Source organism: Rhizobium sp. Leaf341, from assembly GCF_001424325.1.
Classification (GTDB): Bacteria; Pseudomonadota; Alphaproteobacteria; order Rhizobiales; family Rhizobiaceae; genus Ferranicluibacter.
In genome coordinates, this window is the sequence record NZ_LMPE01000011.1 from 83222 (window position 1) to 99803 (window position 16582).

Consider the following 16582-nt stretch of genomic DNA (forward strand, 5'->3'; position numbering starts at 1 on the left):
CAGGAAGGAAAGAAAACTATGAAACTCCGCACCTTTGCCCGGAACGCGACGATCTTGTCCGCCATCGGCATCGTCCTTGCGGGATGCGCCACCGATCCGTCCGCACCGACCGTCCAGGGAAGGCCGTCCCGCTCCGCGGAGATCCTGCAGGAGCATCAGCGCAAGCAGGCGATCCGCGCGCGCGAGGGCGGCTACGAGCGCCTGTATCGCCCGCGCCTGTGCCGATCGAATACGGATCCCTGCCTTCGCTGACCTGCGGCCGCTGAACATCTCCGGGGGCAGGCCCGACTGCAATGCCGGTCTAGCGGAAGATCGATTTCAGCACGTTGCCGCCCTTTAGGAGGTCAATGATCTCGTCGCCGCGCCCGTTCAGCACGGCCTGCATGCCCCAGAGACCGAAGCCCTTGACCTCGTCGGCGGTGACCACCGGCGGCATGGAAAGTTCCTGCGGATTGGTGACGACGTCGAGCAAGGCGGGGCCGGGATGCGCAAGAACGCTCGCGATGGCATCCTCCAGCAGAGCGGGATCCTCAACGCGGATGGCGTGGATGCCCATGGCCTGTGCCATCAAGGCAAAGTTCGGATTTTGAAGATCGGTTCCGAACTTGAGGAAGCCGCCGCCCTTCATCTCCAGAGCCACGAAGCCGAGAGACCCATTGTTGTAGATCACCACCTTCACCGGCAGATCTTGCTGCGCCAGCGTAAGGAAATCGCCCATCAGCATGGTGAAGCCGCCATCGCCCGAAAGGCTGATGACCTGCCGGCCGGGAAAGGCTGCCTGTGCGCCGATCGCCTGCGGCATCGCGTTGGCCATCGAACCATGTGCAAGCGAACTCAGCATCCGTCGACGCCCGTTCATCGCGAGATACCGCGCCGCCCACACCGTGACGGTGCCGACGTCGAAGGTAAAAACCGCATCGTCGGAGGCCTGGTCGCTGATGGCCTTGGTGAGGTACTGCGGATGAATTGGCTTTCGCCCCGGCGTTCCGGTCGCAAGCTCGTCAAGCCCCTTTCGCGCCTTCTTGTAGTTGGCAAGGCTCTTGCGCAAGAAGGCATCGTCGGTCTTGCGGTCCAGTCGGGGCAGCAGGCCCTCGATCGTCGCGCCGATATCGCCGACGACGCCGAGCGCGAGCGGCGTCCTCCGCCCAAGATTCTCCGGGCGGAGATCCACCTGCGCAATCGTCGCGTCCTTCGGAAAAAATTGGCGGTAGGGAAAGTCCGTGCCCAGCATCAGCAGGGTGTCGCAATCCATCAGCGCGTGATAGCCGGACGTGAACCCGATCAGACCGGTCATGCCGACATCGTAAGGGTTGTCCCATTCCACATGTTCCTTGCCACCCAAGGCATGAACGATCGGCGCCTTCAGCGCTTCGGCAAGCTGGATGACCCGATCATGCGCGCCGGCGCAGCCGCGGCCGCAGAACAGGGTGATCCGCTCGCCCTTGTTCAGAAGATCCGCCAGCGCGGCGAGCTCGGTCGCGCCGGGAGTAACCACGGGAGCGACGATCCGCAGGCCGGCGGCAGCGGAGATCGGGGCCTCATAGGCTGACAACGCGATATCGCCGGGGATCACCACGACGGAGACGCTGCGATTGCCCAGCGCACTGCGGATCGCCGTCTCGAGAATGCCGGGCAGCTGCTCGGGGTGGGAGACCAGTTCGCAATAATCCGAGCATGCCCGAAAGAGCTCTTCGGGTTTCGTTTCCTGAAAGTAGTTCCGGCCGATTTCGCGCGACGGGATCTGCGCGGCAATGGCGAGGACGGGAACGCGGCTCCGGTGGCAATCGAAGAGACCGTTGATCAGATGCGTGTTCCCCGGACCGCAGGATCCCGCACAGACGGCAAGTTCTCCCGTCAGCGCGGCCTCGGCGCCCGCCGCAAAAGCCGCAACCTCTTCGTGGCGCACATGCACCCAGTCGATATCGCCGCGCTTGCGCAGCGACTCGGTCATTGCGTTCAGACTATCGCCGACAAGCCCGTAGATGCGGCGGACGCCGGCCTGATGGAGAACCTCGGTGACGAGGTCGGCTGCGGTCTTGGCCATGGCGGAGCTCCTGTGACGATGAGACGGCCTGCCGATCGCACGGGTCAACAGGCGGGATCGCCACTGTCGGACGATCGCATTCCGACATCTATGGCAGCGAAGCCGACAGTCGAGGGCCTTTTCGCATGCCGACCGGGAGGTCGGGCAGACGACCGATCGTCCAGCGCCGCGCGGTCCTAAAGTGTCTTCAGCAAGCGCAGAAGGGAAAGGATTTCCAGCGGGGTGCGCCGCTTGAACCCGATATATGTCGGCATTTCCTCGCCATGGAAACGCCGCTTGAAAGCGGCTTGTCCCTGCAGGTTGAAGATCCGGGCGTTGACCCTTTCCGAGCGAAAGGCCCGTTGGAACAGGCCGCGCCAGATGCGGCTTTCCGAAAAGCCGCTTTCCGTAATGGCCGCAAGCGGCGACAGTCCGAACGTGACGATCGCCCGGCCCTCTGCGGCAAACCGTTCTGTCGCAAACTTCGTCAGGCCGATCTCCGCGTGCGGCGTCGTTCCTGCGAGCTTTCGCTTGAACGCGACCGTATAACCGATCACCTCGCCGTCACGAAAGATCGGATCGAAATCGAGGACCGCGACCGGATGGCCTTCGGGATCGATGATGAGAAAGCGGCGCATGAAGGGTGCGAGCTGCACGCCGAAGGGCCGATTGAGGAAGCGCATTTCGCGCCGGCTGACGATGCGGCCGCTGCGCCAGTTTGATGAGATCTCTCGCACCTTCTGCGCGTCGGCAATGCTTCCGTCGCACTCGATCAGCCGGTAGTTTTTCTTGAGGAGCCAGCGCTCGGAATAGCGGATTGTCTCGTTTCGCTTACCGGCAAACGAGTGCGTGTCGAGCGACAGTTTCGTGTCAACGCCCATGTGATTGATCCGATAACCGAGCGTCTCCAGCACGGCAGCCGTATCGCGCGAGGTTTGTACGAAGCAGGGCGCGTTCGAAGCCGCGACGAAGCGGCGTATGTAATCGGCTCGGCGCGCCGGATCCGCGACGGGGTCGCCAAGCACGAAGGTGTGACCCATCTTGGTTGCATAGGCGATGTAGCCATCGGCATCGCCGAAATACTTGAGATCCGGTTGGGCATAGGTCGAATAGGCCAGCGAGAAATCGCCATACTTTCGCACGAGCTCCAGCCGGGCGGGCGCATCGAGCTCGGCAGCAGGCAGCTTGGGAAGGCGCGCATTCAGGATCGCGTCCGTCCGCTTGCGTAGGCTTGGCATTCACAGGGCTCCGGAATAAAGCGAAGGCAGGGTTGGATGGCATTTGACGAAATATAAGGTAAACGCTTACCCAGCTGCTTTGGACATTGCCACCTTGTCGCTCCCGCGCACAGTCCCTAGTCTGCGGAAAGCGTTGGAAAGAAGCTATTTTGTCGACAGAAGTCCATGAGGTTGTGATCGTCGGGGCCGGGCTGGCCGGATTGACGGCCGCCTATGTCCTCCGGCAGCACGGCATCCCGGCGATCCTGCTCGAACGCGAGCCGGATCTTGGCCTTTCCTGGCAGAGGCGTCACCCGCAGCTCACGCTGAACACCCACCGCAGCCTCTCCACGCTTCCCGACAGCCGATATCCCGCGGGCACAGGTGCGTTTCCCAAACGCAACGCAGTGGTTCAGCATCTCCGAGACTTCGCCCGCGAGCACGCCTTCGACATCCGCCATGGCGTCACTGTGCGCGAGATCACGCGAGACGCGAGCGGCGTCCTGAACATCGCCTGCGGCGATGGCGATCTGCAGGCACGACATGTGATCATGGCCGTCGGGCGCGACACGGAGAGACAGTTTCCACCCTGGCCCGGACTGGAGAGCTATGAGGGCGACGTGCGGCATGCTGCCGACTTCGGCGACGCCCTATCTTACGCTGGTCGATCCGTCCTGGTCGTCGGAGGTGGCAATTCCGGCTTCGACGTTCTCAATCATTTGAGCCGCGTGAAGACGGGCCCTGTCTGGTTTTCCGTCCGGCGCGGCCCGTCCATCCTGCCGAAACGGCTGTTCCGCTTTGCGGTGCACCGCCTGTCTCCCATCATGCAGGCGCTGCCGACGCCCGTTGTCGATCGCATGATCGCCATAACGCAGTTTCTCGCCTTCGGCCGTCTCGCCCGGCTCGGATTTCCGGAAGGCGCGCACGACGCTGCGACGCGGCTGGTCCACCAGCAGATCGCCATTCCCGTCGATGATGGCGCAATCGCCGCCATCCGACGCAAGCAGGTCAGCGTCGTTCGCGGCGTCCATTCCCTTGAACGCAACGCCGTGATTTTGGAAGACGGACGTCGACTGGCGCCGGACGTCGTCATCGTCGCCACAGGCTACGGCTCGGCTGCCTTGGCTCACAGCAAGGGTCACGATGGAGATGGACTCTGGCACGTCGGACTGACGCCCAGCCTTACCTCTTACTTTCGCCAGACGCGGCTCGAGGCGACGCGTGTCGCGAAGGCGATCAAACGATCTTCGGGAAACTGAGATTGTCTGAAGGCAGCGGGTCGCTCGTCCATTGGTCGGGGGCGGCCGATGACTGCGGCTTTGCGGCAGGGACGGGGGGCCGATAGGGCACCTGCGCAAAGTCCTGTGCTCGGGAGAAACTGCTAAGGTAGGCTTTTCCGAAGAAGCAGCCATGCCTATACCACTAGTAAGTCAAGGAAAACGAAAATATCGACTTAACTTTGACTTAATCCGACATCGCTAGTGTCTGCGCACGAAGATCAAGCACCTTCGTATCCAGCGGCATGACGCGCGCCCTTGTTCGCCGGAAACGGCATGTCCCCCTCAGCCTCCTTGCCCGCAGAGCGCCCGACACCGAGGAACTTCCGTGCCCAGAACATCAAACCTGATGACGCGCATTCTCATTGCCGCGTCCGTCCTCGTTGCCGTGGCTTTTGCCGGCTTCTCGTTCTATATCGACACGCTGCAACGACGAGCGACGACGCATTCTGTCGAAGAGAATATCGCCTTTTCCGGGAAGCAGGCGGCGCAAAGCGTCGCGAACTGGCTCAACGGTCGCGTCACGCTGACGGCCATGGCTGCCGATGCCGCTGCCAACGCATCTGATCCCGCAGCGCTTCTCGCCGTTCTGAAGAATGAGGTTCTGGTCAAGGAATTCATGACGACCTATGTCGGTGACGAGGCCGGCATCTTTACCATGTGGCCGGCGTCGGACATGCCGGCCGACTACGACCCGCGGAAACGCCCTTGGTACCAGGATGCCGCAAAGGCGAAAGGCGCTGTCCTGACGGCCCCTTACGTCGACGCATCGAGCGGTGACCTGATCATCAGCGCGGCGGTGCCTCTCATCAGAAATGGCGCGCTCGCCGGCGTTGCAGGCAGCGACTTTTCGCTCAAAACGCTGGTCTCCATGATCCAGTCGATCGACGCAGGAACCGGCGGCTTCGCCTTCCTCGTCAACAAGTCCGGCCAGATTCTCGTCCATCCCGACGCCAAGCTGGTGACGAAGTCTCTTTCCGACGCCTTCCCGACGGCCACACCGGCGATCGGCAGCGGTATCACGGAGACGCAATCCGACGGTAAGTCGATGCTTGTCAGCTTCGTGCCGGTCGCAGGCCTTCCCACCGTCGAATGGTATGTCGGCTTTGCGGTCGATGCCGATCAGGTCTACTCCGCCATCGGTCAATTCCGCATTGCCGCAACGATCGCGACACTTCTCGCCGTCGGCGCCATGATCGTCTTTCTGGCAAGCCTCCTCAGCCGTCTTGTCATTCGCCCGGTCACCGATATGACGCGCGCCATGGAAAAGCTGGCATCGGGCGACCTCAAGACGGAAATTCCCCGGCAGGAGCGCCGCGATCAGATCGGCTCCATGGCCGCGGCCGTCGCCGTCTTCCGCGACAATGCCCTTGACCGGACACGCCTCGAGGCCGAGGCGGAAAGTGGCCGCTCGCTCTCCGAGCGCGAACAGCGCGAGCGTGAGGCCGCGAAGGCGCGAGAAACTGCCGATATCCAGCATGCCGTCGAGGCTCTCGCAACGGGGCTTGGCCGACTGGCCGATGGCGACCTTGGTTATCGCATCTCGACGCCCTTCGTCCTTCATCTCGACCGCCTGCGTGCCGACTTCAACCATGCCGTTTCTAAACTGCATGACGCCCTGCGCGCCGTCGGCAGCAATGCGCTTGCCATCGATGCCGGTGCGAGCGAGATCCGCCATGCAGCAGACGATCTTGCCCGCCGCACCGAACAGCAGGCTGCCTCTGTCGAAGAAACCGCAGCCGCGCTCGAGGAGATCACCACCACCGTGGGCGACAGTGCGCGCCGTGCCGAGGAGGTCGGTCAGCTCGTTGCCCGTGCCCGTGCCGGCGCAGAGACCTCCGGCGAGATCGTCGGCAAGGCCGTCAGCGCCATGCAGGGCATCGAAACATCGTCCAACGAGATCGGCAACATTATCGGCGTCATCGATGACATTGCGTTCCAGACGAACCTGCTCGCCTTGAATGCAGGCGTCGAAGCGGCGCGTGCCGGGGAGGCGGGCAAGGGCTTTGCCGTCGTCGCCCAGGAAGTTCGCGAACTGGCGCAGCGTTCCGCGAAGGCAGCCAAGGAGATCAAGGCGCTGATCACAACCTCTAGCGGGCAGGTGCGCACGGGTGTCTCCCTGGTCGGCGAGACCGGCCAGTGCCTTCAGGCGATTGCAGGGCAGGTTCAGGAGATCAACGCGCATATTGCGGCGATCGTCACCGCCAGCCGCGAGCAGTCGACCGGGCTTCAGGAGATCAACACCGCCGTGAACACCATGGACCAGGGCACCCAGCAGAATGCGGCCATGGTCGAGGAGCAGACGGCTGCAAGCCACGGGCTGGCAGGGGAAGCCGCTGCGCTGAACGCATTGCTCGAGCAGTTCAAACTGGGTGATGACGGCGCGACGCGGCAGGCGACGCCGGCACGCCGGGCGGCCTGATTCAAAGCCCCTGAAGCGCCCGATCGAAGAGATGGGGTGCTGCAAGGGGGGAGCTGCAAGGGGCGGTGGCGCGCGCCGCTAGCGTCGGAAGATCACGCTGTCGGGCGCGGACCGCCGCTCCCAACCCGACCGCTCCAAAGCCGGCGTGTCGTCGTCGGCTGCGGGATAGCCGAGGCAGAAGTAACCGATGAAATGCCAGGTTTCCGGGATGTCGAGGGAGGTCACCACCTCTTGGGGGTCGAGAATCGACAGCCAGCCGAGCCCGATCCCCTCCGCCCGGGCGGCAAGCCATAGCGTGTGGACGGCCAGCACAACCGAATAATCGAGCGTTTCCGGCATTGTCCTGCGGCCGAGCCCGTCCCCTTGGGCAGTGGCGCGGTCGCAAAAGACGGCAAGCTGGCAGGGCGCCGCATCGAGACCGGCAAGCTTCAGTTGGGCATACCGTTGCGCTTTGTCGCCCGAATATCCTGAAAGCGCGTTGGCATTGCACGCCTCGAACCCCCGGCGCACGCCGTCGCGGCGTGTGACGTCGTTGACAAGAACAAAGCGCCAGGGTTGGCTGAGGCCAACCGATGGCGCGCGGCAGGCCGCTTCGACCAGGCGCTCCACCGTGCCTGCGGGTAGCGGATCGGAGCGGAACAGCCGCACATCGCGACGCCATGTCAGAAGCTGCGCCAGTTCAGCCTGGAAACCGGCGTCGAATGTCTTTCGCGGCAGCATGTTCCCCGTCCTCGGTTCGACCGCTTCGGTGGTCTTGCGGCGGATCCGTTGCCGCTTAACAGCCGGAGACCGGCAAGCGCCAGACGGTGGCCGCCGTTCTCGACAAGCCCCGGCTCGGTCACACGTTCGGGTTTACCGCTGGCGCTTCGGGCTTGCCCGTCCAAAGAGGAATGTTCAGATCGCGAGAAACCTCCGGATCGGCCGTGTACAACGGCCGGCCTTCGGCAAGCAACTGTTCGATGACGGTCTTGTCCATCTGGACATGAGCGCGTGCCAGACCGGTCTGATTGTACGAATGTCCCGTCGAGTTCGGGTTGATGCCCGTGATGATGACCTGCGGCGCACCGTGATAGAGAGCGAAGAGGACGGCATTCAGGCCGTTCGAGCATTTGTCCTCGGTCCGCACCTCTGTGTTCTTGCGGCCTGTCATGCGGTCAAAGAGCGACATCCGCTCGTATCGGTCGATGATCACGAGATTGTCGTAGCCGTAGCCGAAGGCTTTCAATCCATCCACGAGCCGCTGGCGCGCATTCTTGCGCCAGAGCAGGACATACAGACTGCGCGTCCGCCGACCCGTGAGAACGCGGCGGACCTCTCTCGCATTCGTCGACGTGCCCTCGACCTGGTTGAACATCATGAAGGTGATATCCGGAACGTCGATCCCCCAGGCGCGTATCGCGGACTGCGATCCGTTGATCGTCATCACGCTGAAATCCGCGTCCCAACCTTCCGGTTTGTTGATAACAGGCGCAGAGCCGACCACGACCGCGGGGCCGCGGAAGACGTGGTCGCAGGCGGGTGGGCGCGGGCGGATCAGCCGGTACTTGAGCGACCGATGAAGGCGCTGGCGGGTCTGGACGAACCACTTCTTCATGTCTTGCATCGAAGCCCCTCATTCGGCCGCCACAGAAGGTGCGTCACCGCTTCTTCAGAAACCGGGGTTTGAGATTGCGCAGAAACATATCTGCGGATTTCAGGACGCCGGTGAGCGAAATGAGCTTGTCCACCTGCGCATCCGTGTTGCCGATGCGTTGCGAGAGAACGTCGGCCACCGTGAAGGATATCTGGCTGGGCGAGATCTCGGGGAAGCGTGCGGACAGCTTGGCATAGGGATCGGACAGGTCCGCATCGTGAAGCGAGAGCTTGCCTGCCGTGGCAAATACCCGCAGACAGACCTGTTCGAAGACCCAGTCGTGAACGGCCACAACCCGCCACTTCTCGCTTCTTTTGCCCGAAAATCCTGCCAGCACGACCTCGACCGGCACGCGCTGTTCCAAGAGCCAGTAGGCCAATGCGAAGCCCGACGTCGGAAGCTTGTCTGCGGGATAGATCCCGTTGCCGAGCAATGTCAGGTCCAGATGGCCGGTGGCCGTGCCGCCATAGTCGGCCTGCGTGTTCGGCGTTTCGCTTTCGGCGAGACGGATGTTCAGAATGCCGTGGAACCTGTCGGGGACGAAAAGCCCGAGCACCTGCTCGACCTCGCCCCGGTAGACGATGTTTGCACCCCGCGGCTGCGCCCGGGACACGAGCAGGCTGTGGCCGGCGAAAGGTTGCTGGAGAACTTTATAGGCCTTGTTGAAAAAGACGAACAAGGCATCGTCCGTGTAGGCGCGCCTCAAGGCAGGGACGTCGACCTGTTCGCTGTTGGCCACCAGGATGACCCGGGAGAACCGGGAAAAGAAGGTCCGCCAATCCTGCTCGGATGACAGGCCGGCGGTCGTCTCAGCGTCTCGATCTCCGGCGATATCCATAAAACCTGCCACTTTCAGACGATATCCGGTGAAACGCGGTTCATCGGGGCTCATGCTGTTGAACGATGGCCCGCAAAGATAGTAAGGCCATATGAACGCGGTCGGCAGAGGCTCGGCCCGGTTCTATCTTGTCGGGTTTCTACAAATGTTCGGATGGAAGAGCAAACGGAGTTTCACGCGGGAACTCGTCATCACGCCACCGGCACCTTTGGCCGGTCGGCACGGCATATCCATCGTCGCCTGCGTCAAGAATGAAGCCTCCTATATCGAGGAGTGGATCCGCTTCCACACCGCGATCGGCGTTCGGCATTTTCACATCTACGACGACGGCTCGACGGACGGCACGATGGACATCCTCCGGTCGCTCTTGCCCGCCGACGCTCTGACGATCGTTCCCTGGATCATGCGCATACGCGACCAGGCGACATCGGTGGTGCTGAATGGCCAGGCGATCGCCTTCGCGCATGCCCTCCTCAATTTCGGTGGTCGATATGATTGGATGGCGTTCATCGATGTGGATGAGTTCCTTCTGCCGCGCCGCGACCGGACGCTCGAGGAAGCATTGCGCCACGTGAAGGGCTTTCCGAACATTTCCTTGCCGTGGCACATGTTTGGACATGGCGGCCATCGGGTGCGCCCCGCGGGGCCCGTCTGCCTCAACTACACGGCGCGGGTGGCCCACCCGGAACGCCAGGGCGGAAACGCCAGCAACTTCAAATGCATCGTTGATCCCACAAGCGTAACCGGCGTCAGCGTGCATCGTTTCTGGACGAAGGCGTTCGGTGATCGCACGTCGAACGATGCTGGCATGGTCGCATCGGTGCGGGATCGCAAGGCAGAGGCGTTCTATTCGGCGGAAAACCTGCAGCTCAATCATTATTATCTGAAGTCGCAGCAGGAGCTTGCCGAGAAGGTCGCGCGCGGCTGGTCGTTCGACGATACGACGGAGAAATATCGGCAGAAGGTTGCCGAAACCGCCCGCTATATCGAACACGACGTGGTCGAAGACCGTGCCATGGCGGCGTTCATTGCACGAAACCACATCGATCTCGGACCATCCGCGATCCCAGTGCCGGAGACGATGCATGACCGAACATCCTGATCGTTCCGCCAGCCTGCCATCGGTCCGCAGAGGTTGGGCCGTGACCGAGGAAAAGGCAGGCACGCTCACGCAGTGTCTCGGGATCGCCCGACAGATCGACCCCGCGCCCGTCGTCAAGATCGTGACGAGACCGCACGGCTGGCGCAAATGGTTCAAACCCCGGCTGTTCTCGGCGCGCGAAGCCGAGCCCGCCTTCCTGGTGTCCTGCGGCTTCCGCGCGGAAGAGCCCGTCCTTGCCATCAAACACGCTTTCGGCGGCCGGCCTTTCGCCGTTCATCTGCAGCGGCCGCGTGTGGATGGCTACGATCTCATCTTCGTTTCGCGGCACGACTGGGTGCCGGACCTCGACGGGATCAGCCATGTCCGCCAGATGGTGGGCGTCCCCCACCAGATCACCCCGGAAAGGCTGGCAGCATACGCCGACAGCCGGTCGAAATATGCGGGACCGACCGACCGGGTCGCGGCCGTCTTCCTCGGCGGTTCCAATGGCGCCTATCTCTATGACGACGCCTGTCATCTGCACATCCGCGATGCCGTCAAGGGCCTTGAGGCGGCGGGATGGAAGGTCGTCATCACCGTCTCTCGGCGGTCCAGCGAGGAGACGCTGCAGGCTGCCTTGACGCTGCGATCCGAAAACGTCACGGTCTGGGACCGGACGGGGGAAAATCCGTATCTCGATTTCATGGCTTCGGCGGATGCGTTTCTGATTGCCAAGGACTCGATCACCATGCCCTGCGAGGCGCTGGTGACCGGAAAGCCGGTTTATACGCTCGATCTCACCCCCGTTCCGGGCGAGCGGCTTTTAAAATTCGAGACCTATCACACGGACCTTCGGGAAACGCTGAACCTGACGCGGGCCTTCAAGGGAGATCTCGCACCCTATGTCTACGAGCCTTTGAACGAAACGAAGCGCATCGGTGCGATCGTTGCGGATGCACTGGTAGACCGGCAGATCCATGGTCCGCGCCGTATTTCGGTCAGCGTAAAGCGGCAGATCTGAGAAGAGCGGCTTCGTTCTGCGACGGAAAGCCTATTCCCGCCAGTGATCCCCGACCCAGAGGGTGGGCTTGATGTAGTGACGCAGGTCGCTGAAGAGCGAATGCCGACGCTCTCTGCCGGTCAGCACGTTCATGAAATAGGTGGCAGGCGTCGATGCGATCTGTTTGCCCCGATACTTCCCTTCAAAGGCATGCTGCGGAAGCAGGCCACGCGGAAAAATGACGACGCGGGCGGACTTGGGCAGCTTCGGCGGCAGAAAGTAATTCAACGGGAATGTGCGACGGCAATCCTGGCGGAAATGCAGAACCCAGCGTCTCGGATAGAATGTCACGCCGCCGGGTGCGTTCTTCGTAACGAACCGCTGCTCGTAGCGATACTCGTCAGCGACCTTCTGCGGATCAGCACGGAACTTGTCCTGGATCGGCTGCAGTTTGCCGACGGGGAAACGAAACAGCGACGTCTGACCGAGGCGCTCGAACGGCGTGGTCTGGTTCCGAGCCATGACGATATCGTCCGGCCCGCCCACGGTGAAAAAGTCGTCGAGCGAGGAAACGACCACCAGGTCGAGATCCAGAAACAGGACGGCACCCTTGAGATTGCCGAGCGTCTTGCCCCAGAGGCGCGCCTTTGGCCAGATCCCACGGGAATTGACGGGCATCACCACGTCGAGTTCGGGAAGATCGTCGCAGGCGACCTCCGGCCGGATGCCGTCTCGATTGTCTGTAAAACAGGTGAAGGTGAAGGGCGGCGTGATGTTCCGCTCCACCATGGCATAGAGCCGGTTGATGAAGGGCGGGCCGTATTTCGTGCCCCAGTTGATGCAGATGATCTGCTTCACTCCACCGCTTGCTTCGAGATTCTGCAACGACATTTTCCGACCTCTTACGGACCTCGGGCCGCGCTGTCCGGAGGCCTCCGAGCAGCGCGAGCCTCGCCCTGTCGCCGTCTCCATCTTGCTGTAAGGCAAGATGGAATGACCCTGATGCGACAGGCCTAGGGACGATGCGGCTGACGGCGATCGCCGTCAGCCGCATCCTGCCGATTAGCGCTGCTGGACGTGGAGCATGCGTTCGCGCGTCGCGAACCACTCTTCCGAATAGTCGTCGTTCTTGTACTCTTCGAAGTACGGGCCGCCGTCTGTAAAGTGGACGAGGGCCGCATCTTCGCTGCGCTCGTACTCGTTGACCAACCAATTCCAGGCCGGGGGCAGTTCGCCAATCAGTTCTTCCGATTCCAGCCACTTGAACTGGTGAAGCTCCAGGCCTGTTGCCGTATTGACGTAATCGAGGTCGAGCTTGCGGCACTTCGCGTTGTTGAACAGGATCACGCTCGACCAGTTCTTTTTCTCGTATTTCGTCTGGACCTGCCCGAGAAACTTCGTTTCGACCTTCGGGACGTAATTGTGCTTCACGCACATGGCGGCATAGCGATCATCTTTCAGCTCCCAGAGCTTGGCAATGTCGGTGCGCATGAGCATGTCGCAGTCGGCAAAGAGCGACCAGCCTTCAAAGTTGCTGAGATAAGGCACCAGGAAGCGCGAGAAGGAAAATTCGGTCGACTGGAGCGAATTGCGCTCGCGCGTGAAGATGTTTGCGACGTTGCTCAGCACGATGGGCGTGAACGCGACAGGAATGGAGCTCTTTTCCAGAATGCTCTGGCAAAGAACGTGATAGGCGGCAACTTCCTTGGTATCGAAACCGATGAAGACATTGGCAATTTCGGTCATATCTCTCTCATTCCTCAAATGCGTTTCCGATTGCGGCAGGACGCGTCGTCTGGCTGACGCCGGACATCCCGGTACGCAGCGTATGAAGGCCGTCGGTCCCTGGTGGAATCCACCGGCACATGTTCCCCGGGCCTTTCGAACGGGATATCAGTGGCACACGTAAGCTGCAACCCTGTGGCGGATCATGACGAGGAAACTCTCCGTTCCGATGTCACGATGTGCGAACGTTCCTCGACGCCTGAAGAATGTCTTCGAGCCGCGCGACGTGACGGATGCCGATCGAGGCAGACAAGCCTTCTTCTGTCGTGAACACCTCGGGCCGCTCCCGGAGTTTCGACAGGACATAGGCGTCTTCGTCAATCTGACGCCGCGTGCTGCCCTTCTCGTTATAGGAATGGCCCATGACGGTCAGCGAGAAGCCGGCCAGCGTTGCGGAAGGAACGCCCATGAAGAGCGCATAGCAGAGGGCTGCGACGCCATTCGTGACATGGCCGGTCTCGCCGATATCGGTCGGCATGCCGCCGCACACGTGATCGACAATGGCCTCGCGCTCTTCCTTGGTCGCGCGCATCAGGCTGCGGTAGCGAACGCTCGGTTTCATCAGCAGTTTCAGCCGCATGACCCAAAGCGGCCGGGTATGGAGCCACAGAAGGCCCCGCGTCCGGACATCCGGATGCTCTTCCCACGACTTCTTGCGCTTCCGAAACGTCAGGTCCGCTGCCGGCAGACCGAGCATGTTGGCGGTCTTGCCCGCATTGTTCACATCCATTCGTGCGCAATGGGCGACGATGTCGGTGGGCAGCGTCGGGTTGGGCGCAGATCCCAGAATGAGCCAGGGCCGATCGAGAATCTTGAGCTTTGCAAGCCAGCGGCGATGGGTCTCTCTCAGTGCCTGCAACTCTTGCGTATTCATCTTGCGTTCCCAGGAAGCGGTGAACCGTGCGACGGGCACCACGATAAAGTCTCATTTTGCGGCTTCTCCCTCTGCGGGAGGTCGATCGGATCCGTCGTGCGGTGCGCACGGATACAATCGATATGCCTCGGACGGATGCGGATGTCATGCCGTTTTTCGCGGTGCATGGCGTTAACAGAGGTCCGGACGGCCGATCGGCGGGTGGGAACGGAAGCGATCGTATCGGATGCCGCCCATGACATCGTTCTGTACAAGACGACGTACAGAGGCTCGAACAGGAAAGAACGCCCATGGCCGCTTCGGCTGTATCGGAACGTGTCAGAGGCACGGCGCATCTGCAGTATCGCGCCGACCTCGATGGTCTGCGTGCGCTTGCCATTCTGCCCGTCGTTCTGTTTCATGCTGATATCCCGCTTTTCCGTGGCGGTTTCGTCGGCGTCGATGTGTTCTTCGTCCTCTCCGGCTACTTCATGGCGAAGATCATCCTGTCTGATCTCGCGGCGGGAACGTTTTCCTTTGCGGACTTCTACATCCGCCGGATCAGACGCATCATCCCGGCGCTGTTCACGATGATGGCGATCACGGCCGTGTTTGCGTGGTTCCGGCTGATGCCGCAGGAGTTTCGCTACTTCGGCGACAGCGTGCGGGCCGCAGCTCTGTTTTCCGCCAATATCCTCTTCCGTCAGGAGAGCGGATATTTCGACATCTCGGCCGAGATGAAGCCACTGCTTCACACGTGGTCGCTGTCGATGGAAGAGCAGTTCTATATTCTCTTCCCGATCTCCCTGCTCCTGGTTTTCACCTATGCCCGCCGCTTCCTCCTGCACATCACCGGTGCGCTGATCCTGATCTCGTTCGCGGCGTGCCTGTGGGCCACAGGTCATTCCCCGGAAAAGGCGTTCTTCCTTCTGCATTTCCGGGTGTGGGAGCTGCTCATCGGGGCGCTGGTCGCCTTTGCGCCTCGGCCTGCCTATAGCGAGCGGATGGCCACTTTTCTCAGCGCCGCCGGGCTTGCTGCCATCCTTGCTGCGATCTTTCTCTACTCCTCTACCACGCCATTTCCGGGGCCATTCGCCGCTGTCCCCGTGCTGGGCGCAGCCCTCGTTGTTCATGCCGGGGCCACCAGCTGGTTTCCTGCCGGGATCCTGACCAATCGTGTTGCCGTCTTCATCGGCCGAATTTCCTATTCGCTCTATCTGTGGCACTGGCCGATTATCGTGTTCTACCGCTACGAGACAGGGCACCATCTGACCCTTTCCGACAGCGTGCTGGTCGTGGTCCTGTCCTTCGTGTGCGCCTCGCTGTCGTGGCGGTTCATCGAGCAGCCCGCCCGCTATTCCCCCATTTTTCGATCGCGCAGGCTCGTCCTGTCGCTTCTGGGAACGACGATGGCTGCCGCGGCCGGCTTCGGTGTGCTCGTGACCCGCTATGATGGTCTGCCTCAGCGCCTCCCTGCAGACGTCTTTGCCCTCTATTCTGCAACCTACGACCAGAGCCCGTTCTTCGCGCCGAAGTGCTTTACCGACACGGACGGCCAAGGATTGCAGACGCAATCCATCCGTGAGGGAGCTGTTTGCCCCATGGGTGCGCCTTCAGGCGGAGCGCCGCGTTTCATCGTCTGGGGGGATTCGCATGCAGCCGCTATCGCGCCGGCCATCGACGCGGCGGCTCGCAAGGCAGGTCTGTCCGGGCTCTTTGTTGCCCGCGCCTCCTGTCCACCGCTTCCCGACGCCGTCTTCGGACCAGAGCGCGTGGTTGAACGCTGCCGGGAAACGCTCTCGGCAACCCTCAGCTTGATCGAGCGGACAAAGGCCCCCTATGTGTTCCTGGTCGGTTACTGGCCCAAATATGTCCACCGTACCGAGCTGGCCGGAGAAGGCGTCTTTTTCAACACCTCCGAACCGCTGCTTCTGCCCGACTGGTCGGCGCCTGTCCGCGACAGCCTGAGGGCGACGATCGGTGCGTTAACGAAACAGGGCACCCGAACCATTCTTGTCCAGGACGTTCCCGAAATGGGCGTGAAGGTGCCGGAAGCGCTGGCGCGGGCGAAGATGACCGGGGAAAGCAGCGATTTCAGTCTGCCGCTCGGCTACACGCTGCAACGACAGAAGCTCGCCCGCGACATGCTAACGGAACTCGCACGGGAAACGGGAGCATTGATCGTTGATCCCTTTACCGCGCTCTGCGATGAGGCGCGGTGCCATCCCGTTGCCGCTGGGAACATTCTCTACCGTGACGGCGATCATCTCTCGCTGACAGGCGCGATGTATCTGGCGCCGCTGTTCGACCCAACCATGGTCATGATCGCAAAACCCGTCGGCGAGACGACGAAGCCGTCGATGGAGCGGTGGAGCTTCGCCGTGCCGGACCAGCCCCGCCGTTGACGACGGGGGCCGGACACGTCTCGTGACAGCGCTGTGGAAAAGAGGCCG

The 16582-nt window shown here is 61.9% G+C and carries 14 protein-coding genes; 6 read left to right on the top strand and 8 right to left on the bottom strand.

Annotation, left to right across the window (positions count from 1 at the left end):
• Positions 1-18: 18 nt before the first annotated feature.
• Positions 19-252 carry a hypothetical protein gene (locus tag ASG03_RS11595; RefSeq protein ID WP_062693674.1) on the top strand — a complete coding sequence of 78 codons (234 nt, stop codon included), beginning with the start codon at positions 19-21 and terminating at the stop codon, positions 250-252.
• 49 nt (positions 253-301) lie between these two features.
• Here ASG03_RS11595 and poxB read toward each other — a convergent pair whose 3' ends face one another.
• Positions 302-2044, bottom strand: a complete 1743-nt coding sequence (gene poxB / locus ASG03_RS11600) for a ubiquinone-dependent pyruvate dehydrogenase (RefSeq protein ID WP_062693675.1) — start codon at positions 2042-2044, stop codon at positions 302-304.
• 176 nt (positions 2045-2220) lie between these two features.
• Positions 2221-3261 carry a phosphatidylglycerol lysyltransferase domain-containing protein gene (locus ASG03_RS11605; RefSeq protein WP_062478342.1) on the bottom strand — a complete coding sequence of 347 codons (1041 nt, stop codon included), beginning with the start codon at positions 3259-3261 and terminating at the stop codon, positions 2221-2223.
• Positions 3262-3410: 149 nt separating this feature from the next.
• On the opposite strand from ASG03_RS11605, the gene ASG03_RS11610 reads away from it, so the two are divergent.
• Positions 3411-4499: a flavin-containing monooxygenase gene (locus ASG03_RS11610; protein WP_162241383.1), complete on the top strand. Its 1089-nt coding sequence runs from the start codon at positions 3411-3413 to the stop codon at positions 4497-4499.
• 346 nt (positions 4500-4845) lie between these two features.
• Entirely contained in the window at positions 4846-6939 is a 2094-nt protein-coding gene (mcpU, locus tag ASG03_RS11615) for a methyl-accepting chemotaxis protein McpU (protein WP_062693677.1), read from the top strand.
• Between the two features lie 78 nt (positions 6940-7017).
• On the opposite strand, the gene bluB is transcribed toward mcpU, so the two are convergent.
• The 3 genes from bluB to ASG03_RS11630 form a co-directional block, all read right to left on the bottom strand.
• Positions 7018-7659 carry a 5,6-dimethylbenzimidazole synthase gene (gene bluB, locus ASG03_RS11620; protein WP_062693678.1) on the bottom strand — a complete coding sequence of 214 codons (642 nt, stop codon included), beginning with the start codon at positions 7657-7659 and terminating at the stop codon, positions 7018-7020.
• A gap of 118 nt (positions 7660-7777) precedes the next feature.
• Complete coding sequence (locus ASG03_RS11625; protein WP_062693848.1) at positions 7778-8533, bottom strand: hypothetical protein; 756 nt, start codon at positions 8531-8533, stop codon at positions 7778-7780.
• 43 nt (positions 8534-8576) lie between these two features.
• Positions 8577-9410, bottom strand: coding sequence for a hypothetical protein (locus ASG03_RS11630; RefSeq protein WP_062693679.1), 834 nt, complete (start codon positions 9408-9410; stop codon positions 8577-8579).
• 145 nt (positions 9411-9555) lie between these two features.
• Between ASG03_RS11630 and ASG03_RS11635 the strand changes: the two genes are divergently transcribed.
• A complete protein-coding gene (locus ASG03_RS11635) occupies positions 9556-10512 on the top strand; it encodes a glycosyltransferase family 92 protein (protein ID WP_062693849.1) in 957 nt (318 codons plus the stop codon).
• On the top strand, positions 10496-11512 hold the full coding sequence (locus ASG03_RS11640; RefSeq protein ID WP_062693680.1) for a mitochondrial fission ELM1 family protein: 1017 nt from the start codon (positions 10496-10498) through the stop codon (positions 11510-11512). The genes ASG03_RS11635 and ASG03_RS11640 overlap by 17 nt, the downstream gene beginning before the upstream one ends.
• Before the next feature lie 30 nt (positions 11513-11542).
• Here the strand turns inward: ASG03_RS11640 and ASG03_RS11645 are convergent, their stop codons facing one another.
• The 3 genes from ASG03_RS11645 to ASG03_RS11655 form a co-directional block, all read right to left on the bottom strand.
• Complete coding sequence (locus tag ASG03_RS11645) at positions 11543-12382, bottom strand: hypothetical protein (protein WP_062693681.1); 840 nt, start codon at positions 12380-12382, stop codon at positions 11543-11545.
• Positions 12383-12553: 171 nt separating this feature from the next.
• Positions 12554-13237, bottom strand: a complete 684-nt coding sequence (locus ASG03_RS11650; RefSeq protein ID WP_062693682.1) for a hypothetical protein — start codon at positions 13235-13237, stop codon at positions 12554-12556.
• 211 nt (positions 13238-13448) lie between these two features.
• Positions 13449-14150: a hypothetical protein gene (locus ASG03_RS11655; protein WP_062693850.1), complete on the bottom strand. Its 702-nt coding sequence runs from the start codon at positions 14148-14150 to the stop codon at positions 13449-13451.
• A gap of 290 nt (positions 14151-14440) precedes the next feature.
• Between ASG03_RS11655 and ASG03_RS11660 the strand changes: the two genes are divergently transcribed.
• Complete coding sequence (locus ASG03_RS11660; protein WP_062693683.1) at positions 14441-16534, top strand: acyltransferase family protein; 2094 nt, start codon at positions 14441-14443, stop codon at positions 16532-16534.
• Positions 16535-16582: the final 48 nt, after the last annotated feature.